The organism is Lysinibacillus sp. G1-3 (genome assembly GCF_056322905.1).
Map to the genome: position 1 here is coordinate 164996 of NZ_JBWHYQ010000007.1, position 25151 is coordinate 190146.

Sequence of the window (25151 nt, forward strand, 5' to 3'; positions counted from 1 at the left end):
AGATGTTGGAGGTTGATTCATGTTTTTGAAAAAAGAAAGAGATTCATATAAAAATGGATAACGTTGTAAATTAATGAGGTAAAGCATTTGAAGAAGTTACATTGTCGGCTAACCGACTTGCTAGTTGCTAAAGAATTAAACAATGGATAAGGGGTCTTCTAAATGTGTAAAAAAATACCGAAGGAATTAACATACTATTTAAAATTAGGTGATGCTGTTGTAATCATTGATGAAAATCAATTAATTATCGATGTGAATCAACAATACGAAACGATCACAGGCTATAAAAGAGAATTTCTTATTGGATTACCAGTAGAAAGTTTAAAATCGAGTGTAACGCCATTTGTTATGTATAAATCGTTAAAAAATACATTAAAAAAAGGACAACCATGGTCTGGGACAATGGTTCATGTCAACAAATCATTAGAGCTAAGATACTCATTTATAACGATTACGCCAATTGTAATAGAAGGAATTACTTATTATGTAGGAGTCATGCGCTTAGCAGAACAACTTTTGATAGATGAAGTAAATCAGAAAAAAGTAGAGCAAAAGGAGCTATTTCAGTTGTTAGCACTATCAAGTGAAATGCGCGATGTAAATATAGCAGAACATCTTTTGAATGTGCAAAATTTGGCTGAGGAATTATTGCTAAGCCTCTTTGAAGATAGAACTCATCATTTATCGTTAGAGTATGTTAGTAAAATTATAGAATACAGTGTTTTACATGACATTGGAAAATCGGGAATTCCCGAGTCAATCCTGTATAAAACTGGGCCACTAACAGTCTATGAGAAAAAAATTGTGAAGATGCATCCTCTTATGGGTATAGATGTATTGAATAAACTATCTAAAGAAATGAACAATAAAGTTTTTGCTGACAAAAAAATAGCTGAAAATATTATTAAATATCATCATGAAAATTGGGATGGAACAGGCTATCCAATGGGGTTAAAAGGAGAGGAAATTCCTTTTGAAGCGAGGGTAATATCTATAGTAGATGTTTACGACGCTTTAGTTAGTGATAGAGCTTATAAAAAAGCTTGGACAAAGGAAGAAGCTCTTTCTTATTTAAAAGAACAGAAGGGTATTAAGTTTGACCCTAATTTAGTAGAAGTGTTTATTGAAAAAGTTATTCAAAAAGATAGTATTTTTCTGTAATCCAACTCCGATATATAGGAGGAATACAACATTTAATTTCCATAATTAATCATTTTTGTTAAAACTAATTAGGGCGACGAAAATTTTAGATGCCATTTATATAAGTTGATTTTCGTTACAACTAGGCGACTCATTGGGAATTAATAGCGGAACGAAGGCTAAAACTATCACCTCCTGTGATAACGTCCTCAGACCAATATCGTGTTGTTGTTGTTGTTGTTGTTGTTGTTGCTGTCGCTTCGCTTTCGCACAGATAAAACCTTGTTGCTGTCGCTTCGCTTTCGCACAGATAAAACCTTGTTGCTGTCGCTTCGCTTTCGCACAGATAAAACCTTGTTGCTGTCGCTTTGCTTTCGCACAGAAAACATGTATTGTACCGATGCCATAGGAAATCGCACAGTCGGAACGAAAATCAACCTTAGGTTATGGCGATAAACCGATTTTATTATCAATTTAAAATGTATTTAAGGTGGAGAGATAAATGAAGTTTTATAAAAACGTATCTTTGGTCGGGAAGTTCGGAATTTTAAATACCATTATGTTGATTGCACTGGTCATTATAGGGTTTACTGGCATAATGGGTGTTGAAAAAATGAATAATAATGCGACATCTTTATATGATGAAAATTTAACTTCTATCTATTTATTAAGTAACATTTCAACGAATCAGCAAAAAATAACGAATCTAAAGTTCAAAATTTTCTTTCATTCGCAAGATATAGATGAAAAAGTTCAATATTATGAAGAAATAGCAACTATTGAAGAAGAAATTGGTCAATCCTTTAAAGATTTAAAAAAAGTAAACATGGGTAGTGAAGAAAAAAAATTACTAAAGTATTTGGAAGAAGTAAATCAAAGTTATGAAGATATATTAGAATCCAGTTTTCAACAAGTTACCTCTGATGAGACAGAAGTGGATGCCAATGTTTTATTAGAACCGCTATTTGAAAAAGAAAAGCAAAGAGATGATTTGATGGAGCAATTAGAAACAACAACTATCAAAAGTGCCGAATTGAGCAATGAAAAAAATAATGGTACATATAAGAGAACATTGTATCAAAACGGTATTATTATGGTTATTGCTCTACTGTTTAGTATAAGTATTCTAATCTACTTAAGTAGGTATGTTAAAAAAGCAATCTCCAATATTCAGGATGTTGTATCTGGTGTTGAAGATGGTGATTTAACGCGACATGCCGAGGTATTATATCCGGATGATCTTGGGAGAATTACGCAAGGTTTGAACAATTCTGTTACACATATTCAGGAACTTGTTTCTAATGTAAATAGTACCTCAACACAAATGGGAAGTTTAAGTGAAAATTTAAGTGCAACTATTGAGGAAATTACTGCTTCAATGAATGAAATTGATACTACCTCAAAGGAAGTTGCTATGGGAAGTACTACACTAAGTGCAACAACTGAGCAATTAAACGCGACTGCAATCGAAGTGCTTGATAGTACAGAAAAATTAAATGAGAAAACCAAATATAGTCTTAATTTCTCAGAAAAAGTAAAAGAGAGAGCTATTGATATTAAAGAAACAGCTATTCAAGCATTTAGTACAGCTCGTAATCTATATGATGACAAACAAAAGCTAGTTTTAGAAGCGATTCAAGCCGGACAAATCGTTTCTGAAGTAAAAGTAATGTCTGACACAATAGCAGATATTGCAGATCAAACGAATTTGTTAGCATTAAATGCAGCGATCGAGGCTGCCAGAGCAGGAGAGCAAGGTAAAGGTTTTGCTGTTGTTGCTGACGAAGTACGAAAATTAGCAGAACAATCATCTGAAACCGTTCAAAGAATACAGATTGTTACAAGTGACGTAGAAAAAGCATTTAAGAATGTGTCTACTAATGCTCAAGAGCTATTACACTTTATAGACGATAAAGTTACACCTGATTATGAGCTTTTCCAAAACAGTGGAATTCAATATGAAGAAGATGCTATGTACTTTAATACATTAATAACTGAAGTGACAACATTTGTTGGAAATATGAAGTATTCTATGCTAGAAATACAAAAAGCGATTGAAAATGTATCTACTGTCGCGATAGAGTCATCAGATCATTCAAATGAGATAGCAAATAGTATTTCAGAAACATTACAAGCTATACAGCATGTAGCAGAATCATCTGTTCAAACTGCCAGTATCGCTGAAAAAATTTCTCAACAATTAAATAATTTTAAACTATAGAATAGTAAATAGTATCCGCGTGGCAAGAAGTTGAATAAGTTAATTTAAGTCTTCCACGTGTAATCTCGTTCCTCCGTAAGCAATTCCATTCAACGTATGAATGAACAAAAATTTTTTCCTTTCATATCATATGTGAGAATGGAATTTACGTTATTGAGGAGGAAAGGAATGCATTGGATAGCCATCATTCTTATTGGGATAGCTGCCAACTTAGATAATTTAGGAATTGGTCTCGCTTATGGTATTAAGCGAGTTAAAATACCCGTATTATCCAATGCGGTTATTGCCCTTATTTCAATGATCGTCACATACGTTGCAGTTACAGCTGGGAGCGTAGTTATTGATTATGTCTCTCCAGATTTCGCAAATTTAATAGGAAGTCTTTTGCTTTGTGTTATTGGGATATGGACTTTAATATCTAGTCGCTTGTCTAAACAAGGGATATTAGAAAACCCTGAAGTATTTGATGAGGATAAAAATTATATCATTTCATTTCGAGAAGCAATGACGCTCGGCTTTGTCTTATCAGCCAACTGTTTAGCCGGCGGAATAGCACTTGGAGCCAATGGTATTTCTGCAATATGGACAGTAATTTCTATCGGTTTCTTTTCGTTCATAACAGTAGGTGCGGGTGTTCACTTTGGAGGTTTACTGACAAAGACATTCATAGGAAAACACTCAACCGCTATTTCGGGGTGGTTACTAATTCTTATAGGGATCATTGAAATAATTTCTTGAATATACTAGATTTCTAGTTGAGATTAATGAATAGAAAGAGTGCTTTTCTATTAAAAATAGGAAATATCACATGTTTTTCATGTGGTATTTTCTTTTTTTAAGGTAATTTTGACATATTGAGGACAAGTTTGGATTTGTGGTTGACATTCACTGGCATTAACACGTATTCTTGGTAATAGAGATTCAATTGAGAATGATTTTCATTTCAAAGGGTGCATTCAATCATGTTTTTATGGAATTGAATTTTTCTATTATTTTAGAGGAGGCGTACAACACATGAAGAAATTAATGATGTTCGTTATGCTTGTAACTTTGTTTGTATGTAACTTTGCATTACCGCAAGCGTCTGCCCAACTAGCTGACGGCACACATTCGATACAATATCAGGTCAATAAACCTGAAAGTAACTCTGTATCCATTGCGAATGATTATTTTCTAAAACCAGCAAAGGTCACATTGAAAAATGGGACAGCTACTGTACAAATTACATTGAAAAATAGTGCATGGATTACAAAGTTCCAACCACCAGGTGGAGCAACTGTAGTTAGTGAAAATAAAGCAGCTGATACTCGTACCGTACAATTTACAGTGAAAGATTTAACGAAACCAGTTGTAACTGCTATGAAAATTGATATTGACGATATTAATTATCATCACGAATACAGCGTTTCACTAGTATTTGATGCGGCATCTGCAGGAAGCGCAACAGTAGCAAAAGCATCTGAAATGAAAACGACTGATGCTTCAACGAAAGCATCTGATTCGAAAACGACTAATGCTCCATCAAATTCTTCTGAAAGTCATGTGCCGAATCCACAAACAAGCGATGCAACACCATATGTATTGATTGTTGCATTAGTTGGATCAGCATTTTTACTTTATAGAAAAAAACTACAAACAAAAACGGAGGGTCAATAATGGCTAAAAAACGTCAATCACGCGCAACAAAAATAGTACTAGCTTCATTGTTAGCAGCTTCACTTTCAGTACCATCATTTGCATCTGCAAAGGTTGCTGAAGTAACGACTACAAATACTGAAGTAAAAGCAGAAGCTACTAAATCTGAGAATACTGGTACTATTGTAGATTTCCAAACTTTTAAGCCTGGAACAACAGAACCACAACCTGCAATTAGTTCTCATCTTGTAACACAAGGTACAATCGTTGAAAAGGATGGGAAATTTGAGGCGAAATTAACGGTAGCAGCAAAATCTGCCCCAATGATCGCAGGTTTACAAACGAAGCAAGGTGATAAGTTTGTAGATGCTACTGAAGTGAAAAATGCAGATGGAACAATTACATATAGTTTTCCAGTTGTAGCTAGAGAAGTATTATCAGCGAAAATTCACGTTGTCGTAGCTTCAGCTAATATGGACAAGTGGTATGATTTTGATTTAAAAGCAGTAGAAAGTGGTAAATCTGAAGAGGTTAAAGAAGAAGTTAAAGTAAATGAAGTGGCTGTCACTGTTTACAAAAACGGTACTTCTGAAGAGTCGATTATGAAGCAATATATTAAATCAAAAGTAGACGTATCAGTAGTAAATGGTAAAAACATAGTTACTATGACGTTCCCTCAAGGTCAATATGTTAAAGGATTTAAAGTAGAGGGAAAAGAAGCGACTTTAGTAAGTAAAGACGATGCAACAAATACAAGTAAGTACTCATTTGAAGTGGCAGACTTAAAGAAACTTGTGAATGCACAGCTGCATATTGTTGTAAATGAGCCAGACAAAGGCGTGAACTATGATTCGAATCACCAAGTTCAATTTAGTTTTGCTGTGGAAGGCGCAGTGAAACCAGTGGTGAATCCATTTAAGGATATTAGTAATGATGCTAACAAAGATGCAATTCTAGCATTATATAGCAAGGGAATTGTTAAGGGTCAAGATTACTTTAAACCAAATGACAATATTACACGCTCTCAATTTGCATTAATGATTGCTCGTTCATTAAATGTATCTTCAACAAAAGATGCTGGATTTAAAGATACAGCGAAACTTGATGCAGAACGTGTACAAGCAATTAATGCTTTAACTGAAGCTGGAATTGTTATGAAAGCTGAGAACTTTAAACCAAATGATACACTTACTCGTCAACAAGCTGCAGTGATGATTTACCGAACAGTAACGCATGTTGCAGGAAAAGAAATGAACTATGGTGATCCAAGTTTGTCTTATTATGCTGATGGTGCAACTGTTAAAAGTGAAGAAGCGAGAAAAGCATTTGCGTTTTTATATGCAGGTAAAATCATGACTGGATCTGTCGATGCTAAAGGTAAAACTGTTATTAATGCAAGCAGTCCATTAAAACGCGCACATATGGCAAAAATTTTAAATGGCTCATTACAATACATGAATAAATAATACGGTTACAGCAACTTCCTTTCTCACTTAATCGAGGAAGGAAGTTACTGTGTTCTTAAAGAATTTGGAGGAATTTACACAGTGATTAACAATAGAAAAATATTTCGAGTATTCGTGTTGAGTACTATTTTACTGATGTTTCTCCCTCCATTTGTATGGCTTCAGGCAAAAGCTGAAGAATCTGTATTAGAAAATGGGAGCTATCAAGTTGAACTAAGTTTTTCATCTCTAGATGGAGTGAAAGACAATATTTTTAGTGAATTGGCGACAATTGATGTGAAGAACGGTCAATATAGCTTGAATTTAACTATTAATCAGCCATTGAGTATAAGAGATATACATATCGAACAGTTGGAAAATGAGCTTTCGTCAAACGTTCAGACTGAAAATTTAGTTCAATTTGATGTCAAGGATTTACATCAGCCTATTATCATTAAAGGCAAGATGGCACTTTCATCTTCTGAAGAATATCTCCCTTTTTCCCAGGAGCTTCAATTACAATTAACAACCCTTTCAATAATTGGACCTAAGGATGAGGAAGTTATTCCGGAAAACGAAAGTAAAGAATCTCCTTCAGAAGAAATCTATGATAAGGAATGGTCAATGAATTACGTATTATTAGTAGATGGAAAAAACGAACAATCCATTATGAATACGTATGTAAATCCTGTTGCGAAAATAAAAGAAAAAAACGGTAAATATTATGCCCACATGACAATTTTAAAATCTAATTGGATAACAGGATTAACTGTAGATCAACAAGGAAACCAAGTGGAACCAAAGCTTATTTCACTTGTAGACAATACTAGAATTGTTGAATTTGAAATTAGTAATTTTGAAAAGCCAATACGTATGTGGGTTAAAGTTGATATACCTGATATTTCTTATCACCATCAATATTTCGTAAATCTAAAGTTCGATCAACAACAAGTAGCAAAGTTGTTAAATAAGCCTTCTACAAAAGACCCCTCTAAGAAAGTAGCGAGTGAAAAGCCACTTGTTATTGTTAAAGAGGAAGTAAAAAAGGTACCTGTTATTGTTAAAGAGGGAATGAAAAAGGTACCAGTGGTAACACAATATGAGACTGCGGTCAAACAGCCTCAGACGTCACGGCCACTGCCATCATTTCAGCCTGCATTAACTGTGCCTAAGGAGGAGCGGTTAGCATTTGATCGTACGCTTGATGCGCCTATTGAGGATGAGGAAGACGACAAGAAAGCTGATGTTAAAGAAGAAACTTCAAAAAAAATAACGAAGGATTCTAAAGTCGATCAGCAGCTTGCTCGGCTGAACATTGTAAAGATAGTATTGCTAGTAGTAACTTGTCTTTTATCGGGCTTATTGCTCGTTCGCCGTTTTAAAAATTCAAGAAAAGATGTGACGGAACAGAAATAAGTAGGAGATGACTTTATGCGAAAGAATTGGAAATGTAGGTTGCTCATGATGGCGCTTTTGACATTACTTTTGGCAGTCGCTGGCTGTAGTGATGGAAATAAGCAACAAAAGTCAGTGACACCTACGGAAAAAGCACAACCATCAGCTGAAACAACTGATGAGAATGAACATCGTATTATTGCAGGAACCGTCGTTATTGCAGATATTTTAGATAAGCTTGAATTGGACGCTATAGCAGTGCCTGAAACAGAAAAAACATTAGCAAAACGCTTCAATGAACTGCCTACTATCGGTAATGCAATGGAGCCAGATATGGAGATTGTTAAATCATTAAATCCAACAGATGTGTTATCAGTTTCAACGTTGGAGTATGATTTACAAGATAAATTCGAGCAGTTAAAAATACCGGTACATTTTTTAAACTTTCAAAGTGTTGATGCTATGCTATCCGAGATTAAAACCCTTGGCGAACGCTATAATCGTATAGAACAAGCCGAGACGTTAGTGAATGGATTACAAAAAAATATTGATGCTGTCCAAACAGTTGCTGAGAACAAAGAGGGACCTCGTGTATTAATTTTACTTGGCATTCCGGGTAGTTATTTAGTTGCAACTGAAAACTCCTATGCAGGAGACCTTGTGAAACGTGCAGGTGGTATTAATGTGATGGAGGGGCAGGACGCTGAATACTTGTCTTCGAATACTGAGTACTTGCATAGCAGTAACCCTGATATTATTTTACGACTATCACACGGTATGCCAGATGAAGTAGTAAAAATGTTTGATGAGGAATTTAAAACGAATGATATATGGAAGCATTTTGACGCAGTAAAAAACGGCAAAGTCTATGATTTAGAGGAAGAATTGTTCGGTACTACAGCTTCATTACAAGTGCCACAGGCTTTAGGACAGCTAATGGAAATCTTCTATCGTAAATAGAAATTAGAAATGTCGCTCGTATCGCAAGCATAGCCTTGTTATAGAGCGCTTTTCTTATATATGTTTTAAGCAAAGTTGTAGATGTACATATAACATGATGGAATTTGAAAAGAAAAGGGAAGTCCGGTATGACAAAAAAAATTGTAAGCTTTTCAATTGTAATTGTATTATTACTTGTCTCAGCAGTTTATGCAGCAACAACAGGTAGCATTAAAATGGGCTTTTTTGAATTTATAGGTGCATTATTTGATGAAGGAAATAGTCAAATGGAGGCTATCCGGGATTTGCGATTTCCACGAATCATTGTTGCGTTATTTGCTGGTGCAGCACTTTCGGTTTCAGGGGTACTATTACAATCAGTGATGCGTAACCCGTTAGCGGATGCTGGGGTTATTGGTATATCTTCTGGAGCGGCATTTGTCCAGCTCTTTATTATTTCCTTCTTTCCAGCACTATTTTTTATGACACCTGTATTAGCATTTATGGGTGGGGCATTTGCCTGCACACTCGTCTTTGCGTTGTCATGGAAGTCAGGCTTAAGTCCGTTGAAGCTTATTTTAGTCGGGATTGCTATTAATGCAATGTTCACGGGGTTAACAGAAACTTTCATTAGTTTAGGTGGCTCATTGAATACTTCAGCTTCCAGCGTTATAGGTTCAAACTTAACGATGCGTACGTGGAAAGACGTATCAACAATTGTTACTTATGGTACTGTCGGATTACTAGCTGCCTTTGCGTTATATAGTTGGTGTAATCTCCTAGTATTACAAGACAAAACAGCAAAAAGTCTAGGCTTTCATGTAGCTCGTGCTCGTCTATTAATAGCTGCTGTCGCGGTACTATTATCAGCTGTTTCCGTTGTCGTTGCAGGAGTTATCTCGTTCGTCGGTCTGTTAGTGCCACATATTTCTCGTCGATTAGTTGGACATGATCATAAGGTGCTTATACCTTTTACAGCATTAGCTGGAGCTTTATTAATATTAGTGGCGGATACGATTGGTCGCACAATGGCTGCACCACTTGAAATACCAGCTTCAACCATTATGGCGATTATCGGTGGACCATTCTTAATATTCCTATTACGAAAAGAGTGAGGAAACATGGAAATACAAGATATTATCGTATCGCATGATAATACTCGAAATCATTTAGATGGTGTATCGACGACAATTCAAAAGGGCAAAATCACAACGATTATCGGTCCAAACGGCTGTGGAAAATCAACATTATTAAGTGTTATGTCTCGCAACAATATACCGATATCAGGGAATGCATCTTTAGAAAACAAGGATTTGGTACTGTACAAGCAAAAAGAGTTTGCAAAAAAACTCGCGATTGTCTATCAGCAAAATGATGTGCCAAAAGATTTAACAATAGAAAAATTAGTGAGTTTTGGACGTTTACCATATCGTACAATGTTAAAAAGAAATGAAGAGGAAGATGCCAAAGCTATTGAATGGGCACTTACTTGCACAAACTTACTAGAAAAAAGAGATACCGATTTAGAGGCTTTATCAGGTGGAGAACGTCAGCGAGTGTGGATTGCTATGGCTTTAGCGCAACAATCTGAAATTTTATGTTTGGATGAGCCGACAACATATTTGGATATTTATTATCAAATTGAGTTACTGGAGCTTGTAAAGGCGTTAAATGAGGAACATGGCTTAACAATCGTTATGGTACTTCACGATATAAATCAGGCGATTCGCTATAGCGATCAAATCATTCTGATGAAAGCTGGAAAAATAATAGCTGAGGGAGCACCACGTAACGTTATTACAAGGGAAGTTATTAAAGAAGTCTATGGTGTTGAAGCTATTTTCAATGAGGATGAGCAGCATGGATTTTACATGGTCCCTCTTGGAATATAACTGGTGATACGATGAAAAAATGGAAATCTAAGTTTTTAACATTTATATATTTAGCAATATTCTTATACTCAGGCTTTGCATTAACCAAGTACTTATACACGTACTATGAGACTTCAAAATCACTGGAAGAAGCACAAACGATTTATCAATCAACATTGGCTTCTTTAGAAGATGAAGTGGAGGAAAGCTCATCAACGCCATTTACAATCCGTCCACAATTCAATGATTTACTATCGGTAAATAAAAATATTGTTGGTTGGATTTCTGCAGACGGGACAAAGCTCAATAATCCTATCCTACAAGCTGGAAATAATGATTTTTATTTAGATCGTAATTTTAAAGATCAAGAAAGTCGTGCGGGCAGTGTATTTATGGACTATCGTAATAATGTGCAGGATATAAACAAAAATACTATTTTGTATGGCCATGCCATGAAGAATAGTACGATGTTTGGGAGTCTTAAGAATTACTTAAATCAGCAATATGCAAACGAACATCCTGTCATTTATTTAGACACTCTGTATGAAGGCTATGATATCGAAGTGTTTGCTGCTTATGAAACGACAATTGATTTTTATTACATTGAAACAGAATTTACGAGCGATGATACATTCCTAAAATTTATAGATGAAATTCAAACACGCTCTGCAATCGAAATGAATGTAGAGATTGGACCAGAAGATAAAATTCTTACGCTATCCACTTGTAAAGATTCTGTCATGAGTGACGACCATCGTTTTGTCGTCCAAGGTAAATTAGTGAAACGCTGAGATAAGGAGCTTCCCATTCATGGGGAGGCTTCTTTTTTATTTATCTATTTCCGGGCTGGAGAAATCGCTCATGTAATACGAAGAACCGCTAAGGAAGAATAATCTCGAAAAATAAATTACTTAACTCAAAAAAAGTGATACCTCGAATTTTAAAAAAAATTTCAAATAATAACTTGACGTAATTAAATTATTAATGTACAGTAAGTTACATAAAGTAATTGATTACTTTTCGTAACTAATATGTACGGAAGAAGTAACTACAAATGTTTATCCGTTAAATTTTGGGGAACATAATTAATGTAGTTGCTTCATATTTTAACATATATCTCGAAATCGAGATAAAAATTATTTTATTGGAGGAATTTAAAATGGCAAAATGGAATATTGATTTAGGACACTCAGCAATTAACTTTCAAGTAAAGCACATGATGGTATCAAAAGTAAAAGGTGTATTCGATACTTATTCAGCAAATATTGAAGCGGCAGATCTTGCTGATTTAACAACAGCAAACATTAGTTTTACAATTGATGCAGCTAGCATTAACACACGTAGTGAAGATCGTGATAATCACTTAAAAGCAGCGGATTTCTTCGATGCTGAAAAATATCCAACAATCACATTCAAATCAACAAACATTACAAAAAAATCGGATGATGAATATGCGATTACAGGTGATTTAACAATTAAAGACGTAACGAAATCAGTAACATTTAATACTGAATTTAATGGTAAAGGTACAAATCCATGGGGCCAAGAAGTTTATGGCTTCGAATCTGCAACAACAATCAACCGTGAAGAATTTGGCCTAACTTGGAATGCTGCTTTAGAAACTGGCGGAGTTCTAGTTGGTAAAGACATCAAAATTACAGTTGAACTGGAAGTAAACCCAGCTTAACTTCTTTCAGCTTAAATAGAGGAACTCAGTCTAAGAACGCCAAGTCCTGTAGCAATTTATCTGTGCGAAAGCGAAGCGACAGCAACAAGGTTTTATCTGTGCGAAAGCGACAGCAACAACAACAACAACACAAGACTGAGTGATCAACATCACGTTGGCCCAAAGCCGTTTCCGGATGCAATTATGCCGAGGTATAATTGAGTTTTGTAAAAAATGCTCGATACGTATCGGAGCACTGAAAAACTTACATTTTCATAAAAGCGAACCTTTTTCAGATTAAAATAAGGCACTTCTTGTTCAATTTTGAACAGGAAGTGCCTTATTTCTGTCTCTATTCCTTATTCATTTTCGTTTAGTAGCTTTAATATCCGTTTCAAATTAACAGCGAATATCGTTGTAGCACCTAGAATTTCCACGCTAAATAGACCCGCAGCCGATGCCGTACCGTACCCGTGTCCGTTTTTTAATTCACTATTCTTCGCTTCTACTTTGTAGCGATTTGCGGTTAATTGCTTAAATGCTTCCGTATTTTGAAATGCCTCTTGTTCGGCATGTGTATCCGACTTAATTGTGACAGAATATGTTTTACTTTTTGCGCCTTCTTTATAACAGCCCTCTCTCATTGGACATACTTTGCATTTTTTAATGTCAAAATAATATGTCTGACTTTGACTTTGACTTTGACTTTTACTTTTACTCGTTCCTTCTTTACCCGTAAATGCTTTTTTTGTCGCGAGATGACCGGCATTACAAACAAACATTCCAGCGTCTTTATTAAACTCAAACTTGTCTTCTTCTTTTCGTGGTCCTTGTGTAAGAATAGGATTCAACTTTGCCACGAGCGCGATTTTCTCTTCTTTTGTATATTCGATATTTGCCTTTTCAGAGTAAGCTGTGTCTCCAATAACTGTATTAATTTTCATACCTGCTTGTGTGCTTTTTTCAATTAACTCCTGAAGATATTTTCCATCGCTTTTTCACCTGTTGTAATGATAGCCGCTGTAATAATACGGTCATCACTCAACGCGATATGTTTCTTATACCAGAAGAAAGAAGATTCCGATGTCTTATACCCTTTTCGCGCATCCGCATCAGAAGACTAAAATGAATGGAAAATCAACAAGTTCATTGATTTGGCGAAGTATATTATCTTTTGGCACAGGGTTTCTTGATTTGAAATCATCAGGGGCACCACCTGCACATTAATTCTTTTATTATAAAGGAAAGCGTGACTAAAATAATAGTGTGATACATTGCGTTGTTTGGAGAAGCATCGCTCGACTCCTGCGGAAAAGCGAGACAGACGAGACCCCGCACGAAGCGAAGCGTAGGAGGAGCTCGGCGCTCGCCCGCGGAAAGCGAGGGGAATGCTTCGGAAAACAACAGTAGAGTCACAATGCCAAATGAAAAAAGCGAGGTATTCAACGACTTAATCGTTGAATACCTCGCAATGTGAGAAGATATAGACTTTTTCAGTGCCCTCATACGTATTGGGCACTTTTTTACATCTACATGAAAACCCCTTCCAAAAAATAACACGACAAATAAGTTACTTGCATAATTTTAGTAATTACTGCATATAAAACATCATATAGTTTTTGGGGGCGATGGGATGAATGTATTAGTGACAGGTGGATATGGTTTTATTGGTAGTGCAGTCGCAAGACGTTTTTCTAAAGAAGGTGCAAATGTTTATATTATTGATAATTTAAGTACAGGCCATTTACGTAATGTCGACTTTGAACATAAATCTTATCTTTTGAATGTAGAAGATGAAGTTTGTGAGCATCTTTTTAGAGAAACATCATTTGATGTGGTCATCCATTGTGCAGCGCAAACGAGTGTCCAAAAATCGATACAAGAGCCAGTAAAGGATGTTTTATCGAATATCGTAGGGCTTAGTCAGATGCTCTTCTTATCGTCAAAATATAAGGTAAAGCATTTCGTTTTCGCCTCGTCAGCAGCTGTTTATGGAGATAGTCACTATCCTCCAATAGAAGAAACAGATGTTAGTGAACCGATATCGATGTATGGATTAAACAAAAGTATTGGTGAGTCATACTGCGAAAAATGGCAAAAAGATTACCGTTTACCAACATTAATTTATAGATTTGCTAATGTTTTCGGTCCAGGACAACGTATGCAGGGCGAAGCAGCGGTTATTCCTTGTATGCTAAAAAGCAGTATAGAAGGAAAGCCCTTTACAATTTATGGAGATGGAGAGCAAACAAGAGATTTCATATATGTAGAGGACATTGCGGATGCTATTTATGCCGGTGTACAGGCTAGATTACAAGGCATTTATAATGTATCAACGAATGAGGCATGGTCGATTCATCAAGTCATTTTATTATTGCAGCATTTAAATCATCCTTTAGAAATTCAATATGCTCCTGCAAGAGAGGGAGATATTGAGCATTCGTTTTTAAATAATGAAAAGTTAGCAAAAGCAATAGGGTGGAGGCCAAAAATTTCATTTGCAGAAGGTATAGAGCGTACATTGCAAGCGTTACAAGATGAAAAGATAGTGGAAATATAAAAAGTAAAGGCGATTTACTCTTTCATAAAGGGAAAATCGTCTTTTTATATTTTTAATTACTGATGAAAACTTATCCTTCATCCTAAAGTGTGCATTTTATTATTGGAATTACGCAGGGGCATTACCGAAATGTGTGGCTGATTTCCGTTCCGGCTGAGCGCTTTGTTGTTGCTGTCGCTACGCTTTCGCACAGTTAAAATAATTGCTGACGCTACGCTTTCGCACAGTTAAAACATTTGTTGTTGCTGTCGCTTCGCTTTCGCACAGTTAAAATAATTGCTTTCGCTACGCTTTCGCACAGAGCAGAGCTTCCTGGGGGGCGTCGGAGCAACAGGATGTTGGTCACGAAGGCGTTATCACAGGACGTGATGCCTTTAGCCTCAGTTCCTCTATTGCTAATTCCCGAGGAGTCGCCCAGCCCACTCTAATCAACTATTTCCGTATCAGTCGTTTTAACAAAAGTCATCCACAACTTTTGGTGATGAACCACTACACGGAGTCATAGGTGTTTTTTTACGGCTATAGTATAATTAATTTTTAAAAGGAATGTTGTGGAATTGAACGGAGGCTCGCAAATATGCTAGTAGATTTTAGAGTGAAAAATTGCCTGAGTTATAAAGATGAAACACTATTTTCAATGGTGGCGGGAAGCCGTATTCGTAAATTAAAGGACACGCATACGATGAAATTTGACTCGTTACGCCTTGTAAAAAGTGCCTTTATTTTCGGACCAAATGGAAGTGGAAAATCGAACTTATTCACGGCCATAAAAATTTTACGTTCTTTATTGTTTAACTTTGAAAATCTGAATAATGTTAAACAACTACGTTTGCCCTATCAGCCGTTTAAGTTAGGAGGTCAGCAAGGGAAACCGACAGAATTTATGATTTCATTATTCCTAGATGGGGTACTGTACGATTATGAGGTTCAATATAATGCTTCACAAGTACTTTATGAAGGGCTAACTAAAACGACAAAATCTTTGAAAGAGCAGCTCTTTACTAGACAATGGGATGGGACAGAATATTTGTATGAAACTGCCGAAAGCACAGCGCAAGAGCTGACAAAATATACGCGTAATAATACAGCGTTCTTATCAGTATTAAATGTCTTTAATGACCCAGATGCTACGAAAATATTTGATTGGTTTTTACATAAAATATTGTTTTTAGATGAAGCGAATCGGTTATCAAGTCATCCACTTATTCGTAAACTTGAAGAAGAGCCCTTTAAAAAAGAAGTGATGAAGTTGCTAAAGGTTGCAGACTTTTCTATTCAAGATGTGACGGCAAGACGCGTTGAGCGTAGAGAGAAAAATACGATTGGCTATGATTTTGACACGCCAGAGGTTATTCAAGAAGTGGACATCGATTTGCACTATTTATCGTTCGATGAAGCAGGTGCGCCAATCGGGACAGAGACGATCAATTGGACGATGGATTCGAAGGGGACAGTCCGTATGCTGCATTTGGCATGTGTCATGGTAGATGCATACAATAAGGGGAAGACTATTTTTATAGATGAATTTGATACAGCATTTCATGTGTCCATCTGCGAATTTTTAATGGCCATTATGAACAGCAAGCGTAATATTACGAATCAATTTGTTGTCACAAGTCATGAAATTGATTTATTAGACCAGCCACTTCGTTCCGATCAAATATGGTTTGTGAATAAAAGCTTTAAAAATGAATCCGAGTTATACTCCTTATTCGATTTTGCAGATTTGCAGAAGAAACGTGGAGATATTTCCTATGCCAAGCGTTACTTAAAAGGAGAATTTGGGGCTACACCGGTTATTAATGAATATTTATCAGATCAATATTTAACTTCTTTCAACGGGTATCCAAACACCCCGCTAAAATAGAGGAATTCAGCCGAAGAACGCCAAGTCCGGTGGCAATTTATCTGTGCGACAGCCGAGGCATAATTGATAGGAAGTGGGAGGTGTCTGAGCAGTGAGAGTACGTCAGCAAGGGAATCGAACACTGCGTAAAACCATTTTAATTTATTGTGAAGGTGAAACCGAACGCATTTATTTTGAGCAACTGCGTATTTTAAAGCGCTCCAAACTGGTAAGCGTCAAAATAAAAAACGTTAAACGTTCGGCTATTAAGCTTGCTCAGCATGCCTATCGAGATTCAAGCTATCAATATTTTGATGAGGTTTGGATTGTTTTTGATAAGGATGATTTAACGGAAAAACAATTAGAGGAAGTGAATGACTTTTGTGAGGAGAATAATATTCATATTGCCTATTCAAATGAAGCGTTCGAATTATGGCTACTATTGCATTTTGAAGAGGTCGATATGTCTGAAAAGTATCCTCGTGCAGTATTAAATGACAAGATGGAGCAGCATCTTGGTATAACACGTTATATTCGCCATAAAGCGGATGAATCTGTCATTGCACCTATCGCACTTCGACATGAGGTTGCTATTAAAAATTGCACAGATATGATGGCACTTCGCAAGACGGAAAGCCGTGATAATCCTTATTGCAACATACATGAAATGATACAATACATATTTTAACTTCTCCAGCGGGTGTCCATAAACCTGCTGTTTTTATTTTTCAACACAAGAGGTGGGAATAACAATTATTAAAAGTATGACATATATTAAGTTGATCTTCGTTACGACTGGGCGACTTCTTCAATGCGACAACGTCAATTAAGATTTATTTATCCATGATTCAAAATGTAGATAAATAAATTTGTTGTATTGGGGAATAAATAACACCAGAAGCCATGACAATTGAACAGTACATATGAACGTTCTAAACCTATAAATGATTGAAAAGGGTATTTTGTATTTGTATGATTTAGTCTATCGAACTTGCCTTTTCTTTCTAAACACATTACAATGAAGTTAAGTTAATATAAGGTTTGAGCGATTGAGAGACCATTAAAAACATATGTACATTGCGTACATGTGCTTTTAATGGTCTCTTTTTTTCGTTCTTAAAATTAAGGAGGAATTTTATTATGAGTACGGCTTCAGCAATACAACGTCAACAAACGATTGAAGAATTACAAAGTAAAGAATACGATTTATTGGTGATTGGTGGAGGTATTACAGGTTGTGGTATCGCACTTGATGCAATTGCTCGTGGACTATCTGTAGCGTTAGTTGAGATGCAAGACTACGCTGCTGGGACTTCTAGTCGTTCGACAAAATTAGTGCACGGTGGACTTCGTTATTTAAAACAATTTGAAATAAAAGAGGTTGCAGAATTAGGGAAAGAGCGTGCAATCGTTTATGAAAATGGACCACATGTAACAACGCCAGTTTGGATGCTACTTCCATTCCATACAGGTGGCACATTTGGTAAATTCTCAACGAATGTTGGTTTACGTGTTTATGATTTTTTAGCAGGGGTTAAACGTTCTGAGCGTCGATATATGTTAAACGCTGCGAAAACAATGGAAAAAGAACCTTTAGTCAAAGCTGAGGAATTACGTGGCGGTGGTGTTTATGTAGAATATCGTACTGATGATGCACGTCTGACAGTTGAAGTTGCCAAAGCTGCCATCGAAAAAGGCGCTACACTCATTAACTATACAAAAGCAGAAAACTTTTTATACAATGACGAAAAGAAAATTAATGGTATCGTAGCACAAGATTTGATTGCCCAAAACGCATTTAATATTCGTGCAAAAAAAGTTGTAAATGCTGCTGGTCCGTGGGTAGATGACGTTCGTACTATTGAAGGGAAACAAAATGGTAAGCATTTAATTTTATCCAAAGGTGTGCATATCGTTTTTGATGAATCTAAATTCCCACTACGTCAAGCTGTCTATTTTGATACACCTGATGGTCGTATGGTATTTGCAATTCCTCGAAATGGGAAGACATATGTTGGAACGACAGATACATTTTACGAAGGCGATGCGCGCGAAATGAATATTCATCAAGAAGATCGTGATTATATTATGAAGGCTATTCATTACATGTTCCCGAAAGTAAAAGTCACAGATGAAGATATCGAATCAAGCTGGGCAGGTGTTCGCCCATTAATTCATGAAGAAGGTAAAAATCCATCTGAAATTTCTCGTAAGGACGAAGTATGGGAATCTCCTTCAGGTCTTGTGACAATCGCAGGCGGTAAATTAACTGGTTATCGTAAAATGGCTGAAACAGTTTTAAATAAGATTGCACAAGATCTAGAGCAACGCTTTAGTATTTCATCAAAACCATGTCATACAAAGAATATTCGTATATCTGGTGGAGATGTTGGCGGCTCTGAAAACTTAGATGCCTTCGTATCAAAACGCACAAAAATGGGTGTCGATATCGGATTATCGGAAGAGGAAGCAAAACATTTAGCGCATCATTACGGTTCTAATGTGGACACTGTTTTTGAATATGCTAAAGAACAGCATCCTGTTTTACCTCAAGGGTTATACGCTCAACTACTGTATGGTATCCATCATGAAATGGTTGTTCATCCAAACGACTTTATGATTCGTCGTACAGCCTATATGTTCTTTAATATCGCCCTTGTTATACAATATAAAGGTGCAGTATTAGATGAAATGGCAAAACAATTAAATTGGTCTCCTGAACAACGTACTCAATTTGAAAAAGATTTAAATTTAGAAATAACAAGAGCTACAACTGCATTATAATAAAAAGGAAGGTCGTCTTAATGGCGACCTGACTTTTTAACTTCTTTAAGCCTCTGGCGGATGTCTTAGAATCGAAAAGGAATTGTTAGCCTAAGATTATCGCATCCTTGCGATATCGGCTAACTGACCTGCATCGGTAAAAACACCACGTCCTGTGGCATTACCGAAATGACCGACATCGTGTCGGCCCTCGTACAGGCCTAAGTAAAAAGCCGATTCCGAAGCGATTATGCCGAGGCATTATTGATTTATATAAAGGGGAAATCAAATGAATTTCAATAATCAACAAATTATTCCCGCTGCACGAACAGTAAAGCAATTTGATGAAATATTAAATAGTCGATTCGAATACATTGTTCTATTAGAAGTGCATATTAGTTTGCTCATGTCAATAAAACGAGAGGCGGATCGGAACGGTAAAAAATTAATTATTCATGCAGATTTAATTCATGGCTTAAAAACGGACAACTTTGCAGCAGATTTTTTATGCAATGATATCCGTCCGGCAGGAATAATTTCCACGCGTTCTAATATGTTAATAAAGGCAAAAGCTCGTGGGATTATTGCTATTCAGCGTGTCTTTTTAATTGATACGATCGCGCTTGAAAAAAGCTTTTCAATGATTGAATCAGCAAAGCCAGATTATATTGAATTATTACCAGGTATTATTCCGTCTATGATTTCAGAAGTGCACCAGCGTACAAAAATCCCTGTTATTACAGGTGGGCTAGTTCGCACGGCTGAAAGTATAGAGGAAGCGTTATCAGCTGGAGCAGTAGCGATTACGACATCAAATAAGAAGTTGTGGGAAAATTTCCAAAAATATTGTTGACTATGTATATTATTTTCTCTACAATGTACATAAGTTAAAAAGCGCGTGGTTAGGAAAAGGAACCCACATTTATTCATCTGCATTGAAACGTGCAGCTTGTTTAAGTGTGGGTTTATTTTTTTGCTAGGTGTACTATTTACAAAGGGGGCTTTTTGTATGTCAACATTTACAGCTGAACTTGTCGGCACGATGATTCTTATTTTGTTCGGTGGTGGCGTTGTTGCAGGTGTATCACTGCACAAATCGAAAGGTTTTGGCGGTGGATGGGTAGTGATTACATTCGCTTGGGGTCTAGGTGTAGCTATGGCTGCATATGCTGTTGGTGGTATTAGTGGGGCTCATTTAAATCCTGCTTTAACAATCGCGCTTGCTACAATCGGTAATTTCCCATGGGAAGACGTGCCTATGTACATTGCCGCACAATTGATTGGTGCATTTTTAGGTGGGGTACTCGTTTATTTTATGTATTTACCACATTGGAAGGGTACGAAAGATCCGGAAGCGAAACTAGCTGTATTTTCTACAATGCCAGCTATTAAACATCCGTTATCAAACTTAATTTCAGAAATGATTGGTACATTTATACTTGTTTTAGGTATTCTAGCATTAGGAACAAATACAATTACGGATGGCTTAAATCCATTTCTAGTTGGTATGTTAATTGTAGTCATCGGTATGGCATTAGGAGGTCCTACTGGTTATGCAATAAACCCTGCGCGTGACTTAGGTCCACGTATTGCGCACTTTTTCTTACCAATCCCAGGTAAACGTGACTCAGGGTGGTCATACGCATGGATTCCAGTTGTAGGTCCAATTATCGGTGGTACATTCGGTGCCCTATTTTTCCAGCAAATTTTTGAGGGAGAAAATAATATCGCATTTTGGGTATTAGCTATTATCGTAGGTATTATTTTTATCAGTGCTCAAATGACAGTGAATAATATTAAAAGTGAAGAGTAGTAAGAAATTAAAAAAATTGGAGGTATGACCGATGTCAGAAAAAAAATATATTTTAGCTTTGGACCAAGGTACAACAAGCTCACGCGCTATTTTGTTTGATGAAAAAGGGAGCATTCTCCACGTTGCACAACAAGAATTCCCGCAATATTTCCCACAATCCGGATGGGTTGAACATCATGCAGAAGAAATTTGGTCATCTATTCTTTCTTGTATCGCTACAGTGCTTTCTGCAAAAAATATTGAATCAAACCAAATTGCTGGGATCGGTATTACGAACCAACGTGAAACAACTGTTGTTTGGGATAAACATTCTGGGGAACCAATTTATAATGCGATAGTCTGGCAATCACGCCAAACAAACGCTATTTGTGAGGAACTGAAAGAAAACGGTTACAATGACTTATTCCGTGATAAAACAGGTTTATTAATCGATGCCTACTTCTCAGGTACTAAAGTAAAATGGATTTTAGACAATGTTGAAGGTGCCCGTGAAAAAGCTGAAGCAGGCGATTTATTATTCGGTACAATTGATACTTGGTTAATATGGAAATTAACAGGTGGTAAAGTCCATGTTACAGATTATTCAAATGCTTCTCGTACACTAATGTACAACATTTATGATTTAAAGTGGGATGAAGAACTTTTAGACATTCTAGGCGTTCCTGCTTCTATGCTTCCTGATGTTCGTCCTTCTTCAGAAGTGTATGGCTATACGGAGGAAGCTCTGTTCTTCGGCTCTGCTGTTCCAATTGCAGGGGCTGCAGGTGATCAACAAGCTGCACTATTCGGTCAGGCTTGTTTCGAAGAAGGTATGGTGAAAAACACTTACGGTACGGGCTGCTTTATGTTGATGAATACTGGTGAAAAAGCAGTGAAATCAGAAAATGGCTTATTAACTACGCTGGCATGGGGCTTAAATGGCAAAGTAACGTACGCCTTAGAAGGAAGCATTTTCGTAGCTGGTTCCGCGATTCAATGGCTACGTGATGGCTTACGAATGTTCCGTTCTGCTTCAGAATCTGAGCAATATGCTGCGCGTGTAGAGTCAACTGAAGGTGTTTATGTAGTTCCTGCATTCGTTGGCCTAGGAACACCTTATTGGGATTCAGATGTACGAGGTGCTGTCTTCGGTTTAACTCGTGGTACTTCTAAAGAACATTTTGTACGTGCAACATTAGAAGCGTTGGCGTATCAAACAAAAGACGTACTTGGTGCGATGGAAGCTGATGCCAATATACCGTTGTCGAAATTACGTGTAGATGGTGGGGCTGTTGCAAATAATTTCTTAATGCAATTCCAATCAGATTTATTAAATGTACCTGTTGATCGTCCAGTCGTTAATGAAACAACAGCTTTAGGTGCTGCGTACTTAGCAGGTTTAGCAGTTGGCTTCTGGAACTCGACAGATGAAATTAGTGAGTATTGGAATTTAGATCGTCAGTTCACACCTGATATGGATGACTCACATCGTGAAGAAATCTATGCAGGGTGGAAAAAAGCTGTGGCTGCTGCTCAAGCGTTTAAATAAAGATAACTGAGTAGAGACGAAAAAACCTTGATAGGCTGATTTGAAGAGGATCCTGGTTGTTAGATAAAAATCTAACTGGGGCCACTTCACTAGCCGATCAAAGTTTTGTTATAGAGAAATGTTTAAAATATGTATAATAAATTCTTGATATGCACGATGATTATACAAGAAAAAAATAATAAGCATGAATTATGATTTTTCACTAACATTTGCGTTATGTGTAATAACACGCCATTCAAATGTGTTGTCCAAACTAAACAAAAAAAGCCTCGATGTATGTATCATCGAGGCTTTTTTCTCTTTCAAGGATGTTTTAAATTACGATTCCTTCATGTTTTCAAATAAACGATATAAAAACAGAGAAAAATGTTCACGGCTTACTGGTTCGTTTGGCATGAAATTACCGTAACTACCCTTCGTAATGCCATTTGATGCTAAAATTTGAATATAATTATAAGCATAATGCTTTGACGATACATCGTTAAATTCTGTTGAAGTCTCCTTCATTTTTAAATCAAACGTATTCACTAAAATTTTCGCAAGCTGAGCACGTGTTAAGTTACTGCTTAAATCCATTTTTCCATTTGAGCCATCAACGATCCCTGCGCTATAAAACGGTAGAATAAGCGTATAATCCGCACTAAAACGTATTATATCTTTGAACTGAATCATTTCACGTATTGGTGTTAAATGTAAATCATTATAACGAGATAGCATTGTAAACACTTGTCGACGAGTAATCGAATTTGTTGGTTTAAACTGTCCATCAGTATACCCTTGAATAATCCCCATAGTTGATAGACTCATAATTTCGCTATAATAACGATAAGTTGTAGGCACATCGCTATACGTTACTTCATCAAATTGAATGGTATAATTCACTTCATTTTGTTGTTGCCAACGCGTAGACGGCTCAATTTTATAATTCCCTGCCTGTAACAGTGCCGTAATAGTATATAGCCCTTGCTGTTGCACATACTGATAATCTATAATTTGTCGATATTCCCCGCTTTCATTAGCTTTTTCAAGGATTGCGCTCATTATTTCCTTTGAATCGGTCGTAATTGTAAACTTCACCTTTTGATCATGATCTAAAGTAAAATAGTAATCATCGTTACGCCCTAAAAAGCCACGAATCTTTTTGCCAGCTTTAAGTGTCGTACCAAAAATACTATTTTTATAGGTCTCAGGGTGATCAATAGCTTCAGTCTTTACTATAAATTGATAAGTCGGATTATACCCAGAAGTGCTCGCACTCACTTTTAACGTATACGTTCCTGGTGGTAAAACTTCCGTATCCGATTTGGAGAAATCAGGAGTTGTCGTCGTTGCTAAATAACGATGACCTTTATTGTCATCAATATCTACATACAATAATTTAACTGACTGATCGAATGATTGCAGATTAAATTTTTCTGTTCGTAACGTTACTTTACTTGTTTTATCCAATGTAAACCTATAATAATCATCGAAAGCATCGATAGTCCCTACACTTTTAATTGGTGTATTAAGTGCAATTGGGTTTGCTTCCTGTACCTTATTGTTCGGTTCTACATCAATAGGCGACTTTAGTGGTGCAACCGTGTATGTCGCATTGTACGGTTTTTCCTCAGGTCCATCAATTCGTACATAATACAAACCGGCACGTAATTGCAGCTGTTGAACTGTTTTATTTTTGTCCCCGTCATCTTCCGTAGTACGGATAAAGGCAAAGCTTCGTCCGTTTTCAGAGCCATCATCTTGCAATAACGCTACTAAAATGGAACCTTTACTTGGATCATCAAATGTAAAGGTCACAAGTGAATCCTCATCTAGCTGCATGCGGTAATAATCATAAGAATAGTCTGGTACTTTTTCAATTCGTGCATTTAAGGGCCAAAACGGCGCATCTTTCATAAACTTATCAAAATAAGATATCCTGGACGCCTCCGCTTTAAAATCGACCGATAACACCATTCCTAAAAATACGCTTAATAATAACCATTTTTTCAATAGCGGTTCCTCCATATTGAATATTCATTAATTATTGTACAGTAATATTATTTATTGGCTAGATTAATTGGAGAACAATTACTAAATACCTATATTTGATTGTGAGTAGATAGAGCAAATTGTATATGAAAGATACTCTGTTAATGAAGTTTATAGTAGCTATTGTGAAGAGTGAAAATTTATCTAGTACTTTTCATTGAGCGATGATTGCGATTGGCGTACATGGCAATAGTCGGAGTAAGAGTGTTAAAGGGTATTGCGATAAATCCCAGTCAAATCAGGGGCTGAAAATTTCAAATTTTATCGTAAAATAAGAAAAAATTGATATTATTCTTTC

19 protein-coding genes and 1 pseudogene are annotated in these 25151 nt (G+C 36.4%); 18 read left to right on the top strand and 2 right to left on the bottom strand.

Features of this window, described 5'->3' with window-relative positions:
* The first annotated feature begins 162 nt into the window (after positions 1 to 162).
* The 11 genes from ACVYAD_RS09130 (at position 163) to ACVYAD_RS09180 (ending at position 12333) form a co-directional block, all read left to right on the top strand.
* Entirely contained in the window at positions 163 to 1161 is a 999-nt protein-coding gene (locus ACVYAD_RS09130; protein WP_476425954.1) for an HD domain-containing phosphohydrolase, read from the top strand.
* 481 nt (positions 1162 to 1642) lie between these two features.
* Positions 1643 to 3361 (top strand): methyl-accepting chemotaxis protein, encoded by a 1719-nt coding sequence (locus ACVYAD_RS09135; protein ID WP_476425956.1) that lies wholly within the window; start codon positions 1643 to 1645, stop codon positions 3359 to 3361.
* 168 nt (positions 3362 to 3529) lie between these two features.
* Positions 3530 to 4099: a manganese efflux pump gene (locus tag ACVYAD_RS09140; RefSeq protein WP_476425958.1), complete on the top strand. Its 570-nt coding sequence runs from the start codon at positions 3530 to 3532 to the stop codon at positions 4097 to 4099.
* Between the two features lie 276 nt (positions 4100 to 4375).
* Entirely contained in the window at positions 4376 to 5017 is a 642-nt protein-coding gene (gene isdC / locus ACVYAD_RS09145; protein ID WP_476425960.1) for a heme uptake protein IsdC, read from the top strand.
* Positions 5017 to 6462 carry an NEAT domain-containing protein gene (locus tag ACVYAD_RS09150; RefSeq protein WP_476425961.1) on the top strand — a complete coding sequence of 482 codons (1446 nt, stop codon included), beginning with the start codon at positions 5017 to 5019 and terminating at the stop codon, positions 6460 to 6462. Before isdC ends, ACVYAD_RS09150 begins: the two co-directional genes overlap by 1 nt.
* Before the next feature lie 81 nt (positions 6463 to 6543).
* A complete protein-coding gene (locus ACVYAD_RS09155; RefSeq protein ID WP_476425963.1) occupies positions 6544 to 7857 on the top strand; it encodes an NEAT domain-containing protein in 1314 nt (437 codons plus the stop codon).
* 15 nt (positions 7858 to 7872) lie between these two features.
* Entirely contained in the window at positions 7873 to 8796 is a 924-nt protein-coding gene (isdE, locus tag ACVYAD_RS09160) for a heme ABC transporter substrate-binding protein IsdE (protein ID WP_476425965.1), read from the top strand.
* 128 nt (positions 8797 to 8924) lie between these two features.
* Positions 8925 to 9890 (top strand): FecCD family ABC transporter permease, encoded by a 966-nt coding sequence (locus ACVYAD_RS09165; RefSeq protein WP_349659056.1) that lies wholly within the window; start codon positions 8925 to 8927, stop codon positions 9888 to 9890.
* A 6-nt stretch (positions 9891 to 9896) separates the two neighbouring features.
* On the top strand, positions 9897 to 10667 hold the full coding sequence (locus ACVYAD_RS09170; protein ID WP_476425967.1) for an ABC transporter ATP-binding protein: 771 nt from the start codon (positions 9897 to 9899) through the stop codon (positions 10665 to 10667).
* 11 nt (positions 10668 to 10678) lie between these two features.
* Positions 10679 to 11437, top strand: coding sequence for a class B sortase (gene srtB / locus ACVYAD_RS09175; protein ID WP_476425969.1), 759 nt, complete (start codon positions 10679 to 10681; stop codon positions 11435 to 11437).
* A 368-nt stretch (positions 11438 to 11805) separates the two neighbouring features.
* Positions 11806 to 12333: a YceI family protein gene (locus ACVYAD_RS09180; RefSeq protein WP_349659053.1), complete on the top strand. Its 528-nt coding sequence runs from the start codon at positions 11806 to 11808 to the stop codon at positions 12331 to 12333.
* Positions 12334 to 12671: 338 nt separating this feature from the next.
* Here ACVYAD_RS09180 and ACVYAD_RS09185 read toward each other — a convergent pair.
* A pseudogene (locus tag ACVYAD_RS09185) lies at positions 12672 to 13432 on the bottom strand (transposase); the annotation flags it as partial.
* Between the two features lie 513 nt (positions 13433 to 13945).
* Here ACVYAD_RS09185 and ACVYAD_RS09190 point away from each other — a divergent pair.
* The 7 genes from ACVYAD_RS09190 (at position 13946) to glpK (ending at position 22822) form a co-directional block, all read left to right on the top strand.
* Positions 13946 to 14872 carry an NAD-dependent epimerase/dehydratase family protein gene (locus tag ACVYAD_RS09190; protein ID WP_476425971.1) on the top strand — a complete coding sequence of 309 codons (927 nt, stop codon included), beginning with the start codon at positions 13946 to 13948 and terminating at the stop codon, positions 14870 to 14872.
* A 577-nt stretch (positions 14873 to 15449) separates the two neighbouring features.
* Positions 15450 to 16739: an AAA family ATPase gene (locus ACVYAD_RS09195; protein ID WP_476425973.1), complete on the top strand. Its 1290-nt coding sequence runs from the start codon at positions 15450 to 15452 to the stop codon at positions 16737 to 16739.
* Between the two features lie 91 nt (positions 16740 to 16830).
* Positions 16831 to 17406 carry an RloB family protein gene (locus ACVYAD_RS09200; protein WP_079559607.1) on the top strand — a complete coding sequence of 192 codons (576 nt, stop codon included), beginning with the start codon at positions 16831 to 16833 and terminating at the stop codon, positions 17404 to 17406.
* A 452-nt stretch (positions 17407 to 17858) separates the two neighbouring features.
* Positions 17859 to 19502: a glycerol-3-phosphate dehydrogenase/oxidase gene (locus ACVYAD_RS09205; protein ID WP_476425975.1), complete on the top strand. Its 1644-nt coding sequence runs from the start codon at positions 17859 to 17861 to the stop codon at positions 19500 to 19502.
* Positions 19503 to 19770: 268 nt separating this feature from the next.
* Complete coding sequence (locus ACVYAD_RS09210) at positions 19771 to 20334, top strand: glycerol-3-phosphate responsive antiterminator (protein WP_349659049.1); 564 nt, start codon at positions 19771 to 19773, stop codon at positions 20332 to 20334.
* A 156-nt stretch (positions 20335 to 20490) separates the two neighbouring features.
* Positions 20491 to 21294, top strand: a complete 804-nt coding sequence (locus tag ACVYAD_RS09215) for an MIP/aquaporin family protein (RefSeq protein ID WP_476425977.1) — start codon at positions 20491 to 20493, stop codon at positions 21292 to 21294.
* Positions 21295 to 21325: 31 nt separating this feature from the next.
* On the top strand, positions 21326 to 22822 hold the full coding sequence (gene glpK, locus ACVYAD_RS09220) for a glycerol kinase GlpK (RefSeq protein ID WP_349659047.1): 1497 nt from the start codon (positions 21326 to 21328) through the stop codon (positions 22820 to 22822).
* Between the two features lie 318 nt (positions 22823 to 23140).
* On the opposite strand, the gene ACVYAD_RS09225 is transcribed toward glpK, so the two are convergent.
* Entirely contained in the window at positions 23141 to 24814 is a 1674-nt protein-coding gene (locus ACVYAD_RS09225; protein WP_476425979.1) for an S-layer homology domain-containing protein, read from the bottom strand.
* Positions 24815 to 25151: the final 337 nt, after the last annotated feature.

Coding starts and splice junctions, on each gene's coding strand:
- ACVYAD_RS09140 (WP_476425958.1), top strand. CDS start 3,530: ATGCATTGGATAGCCATCATTCTTATTGGGATAGCTGCCAACTTAGAT.
- ACVYAD_RS09195 (WP_476425973.1), top strand. CDS start 15,450: ATGCTAGTAGATTTTAGAGTGAAAAATTGCCTGAGTTATAAAGATGAA.
- ACVYAD_RS09215 (WP_476425977.1), top strand. CDS start 20,491: ATGTCAACATTTACAGCTGAACTTGTCGGCACGATGATTCTTATTTTG.
- ACVYAD_RS09150 (WP_476425961.1), top strand. CDS start 5,017: ATGGCTAAAAAACGTCAATCACGCGCAACAAAAATAGTACTAGCTTCA.
- ACVYAD_RS09210 (WP_349659049.1), top strand. CDS start 19,771: ATGAATTTCAATAATCAACAAATTATTCCCGCTGCACGAACAGTAAAG.
- ACVYAD_RS09180 (WP_349659053.1), top strand. CDS start 11,806: ATGGCAAAATGGAATATTGATTTAGGACACTCAGCAATTAACTTTCAA.
- srtB (WP_476425969.1), top strand. CDS start 10,679: ATGAAAAAATGGAAATCTAAGTTTTTAACATTTATATATTTAGCAATA.
- ACVYAD_RS09130 (WP_476425954.1), top strand. CDS start 163: ATGTGTAAAAAAATACCGAAGGAATTAACATACTATTTAAAATTAGGT.
- ACVYAD_RS09170 (WP_476425967.1), top strand. CDS start 9,897: ATGGAAATACAAGATATTATCGTATCGCATGATAATACTCGAAATCAT.
- isdE (WP_476425965.1), top strand. CDS start 7,873: ATGCGAAAGAATTGGAAATGTAGGTTGCTCATGATGGCGCTTTTGACA.
- glpK (WP_349659047.1), top strand. CDS start 21,326: ATGTCAGAAAAAAAATATATTTTAGCTTTGGACCAAGGTACAACAAGC.
- ACVYAD_RS09135 (WP_476425956.1), top strand. CDS start 1,643: ATGAAGTTTTATAAAAACGTATCTTTGGTCGGGAAGTTCGGAATTTTA.
- ACVYAD_RS09190 (WP_476425971.1), top strand. CDS start 13,946: ATGAATGTATTAGTGACAGGTGGATATGGTTTTATTGGTAGTGCAGTC.
- ACVYAD_RS09205 (WP_476425975.1), top strand. CDS start 17,859: ATGAGTACGGCTTCAGCAATACAACGTCAACAAACGATTGAAGAATTA.
- ACVYAD_RS09165 (WP_349659056.1), top strand. CDS start 8,925: ATGACAAAAAAAATTGTAAGCTTTTCAATTGTAATTGTATTATTACTT.
- isdC (WP_476425960.1), top strand. CDS start 4,376: ATGAAGAAATTAATGATGTTCGTTATGCTTGTAACTTTGTTTGTATGT.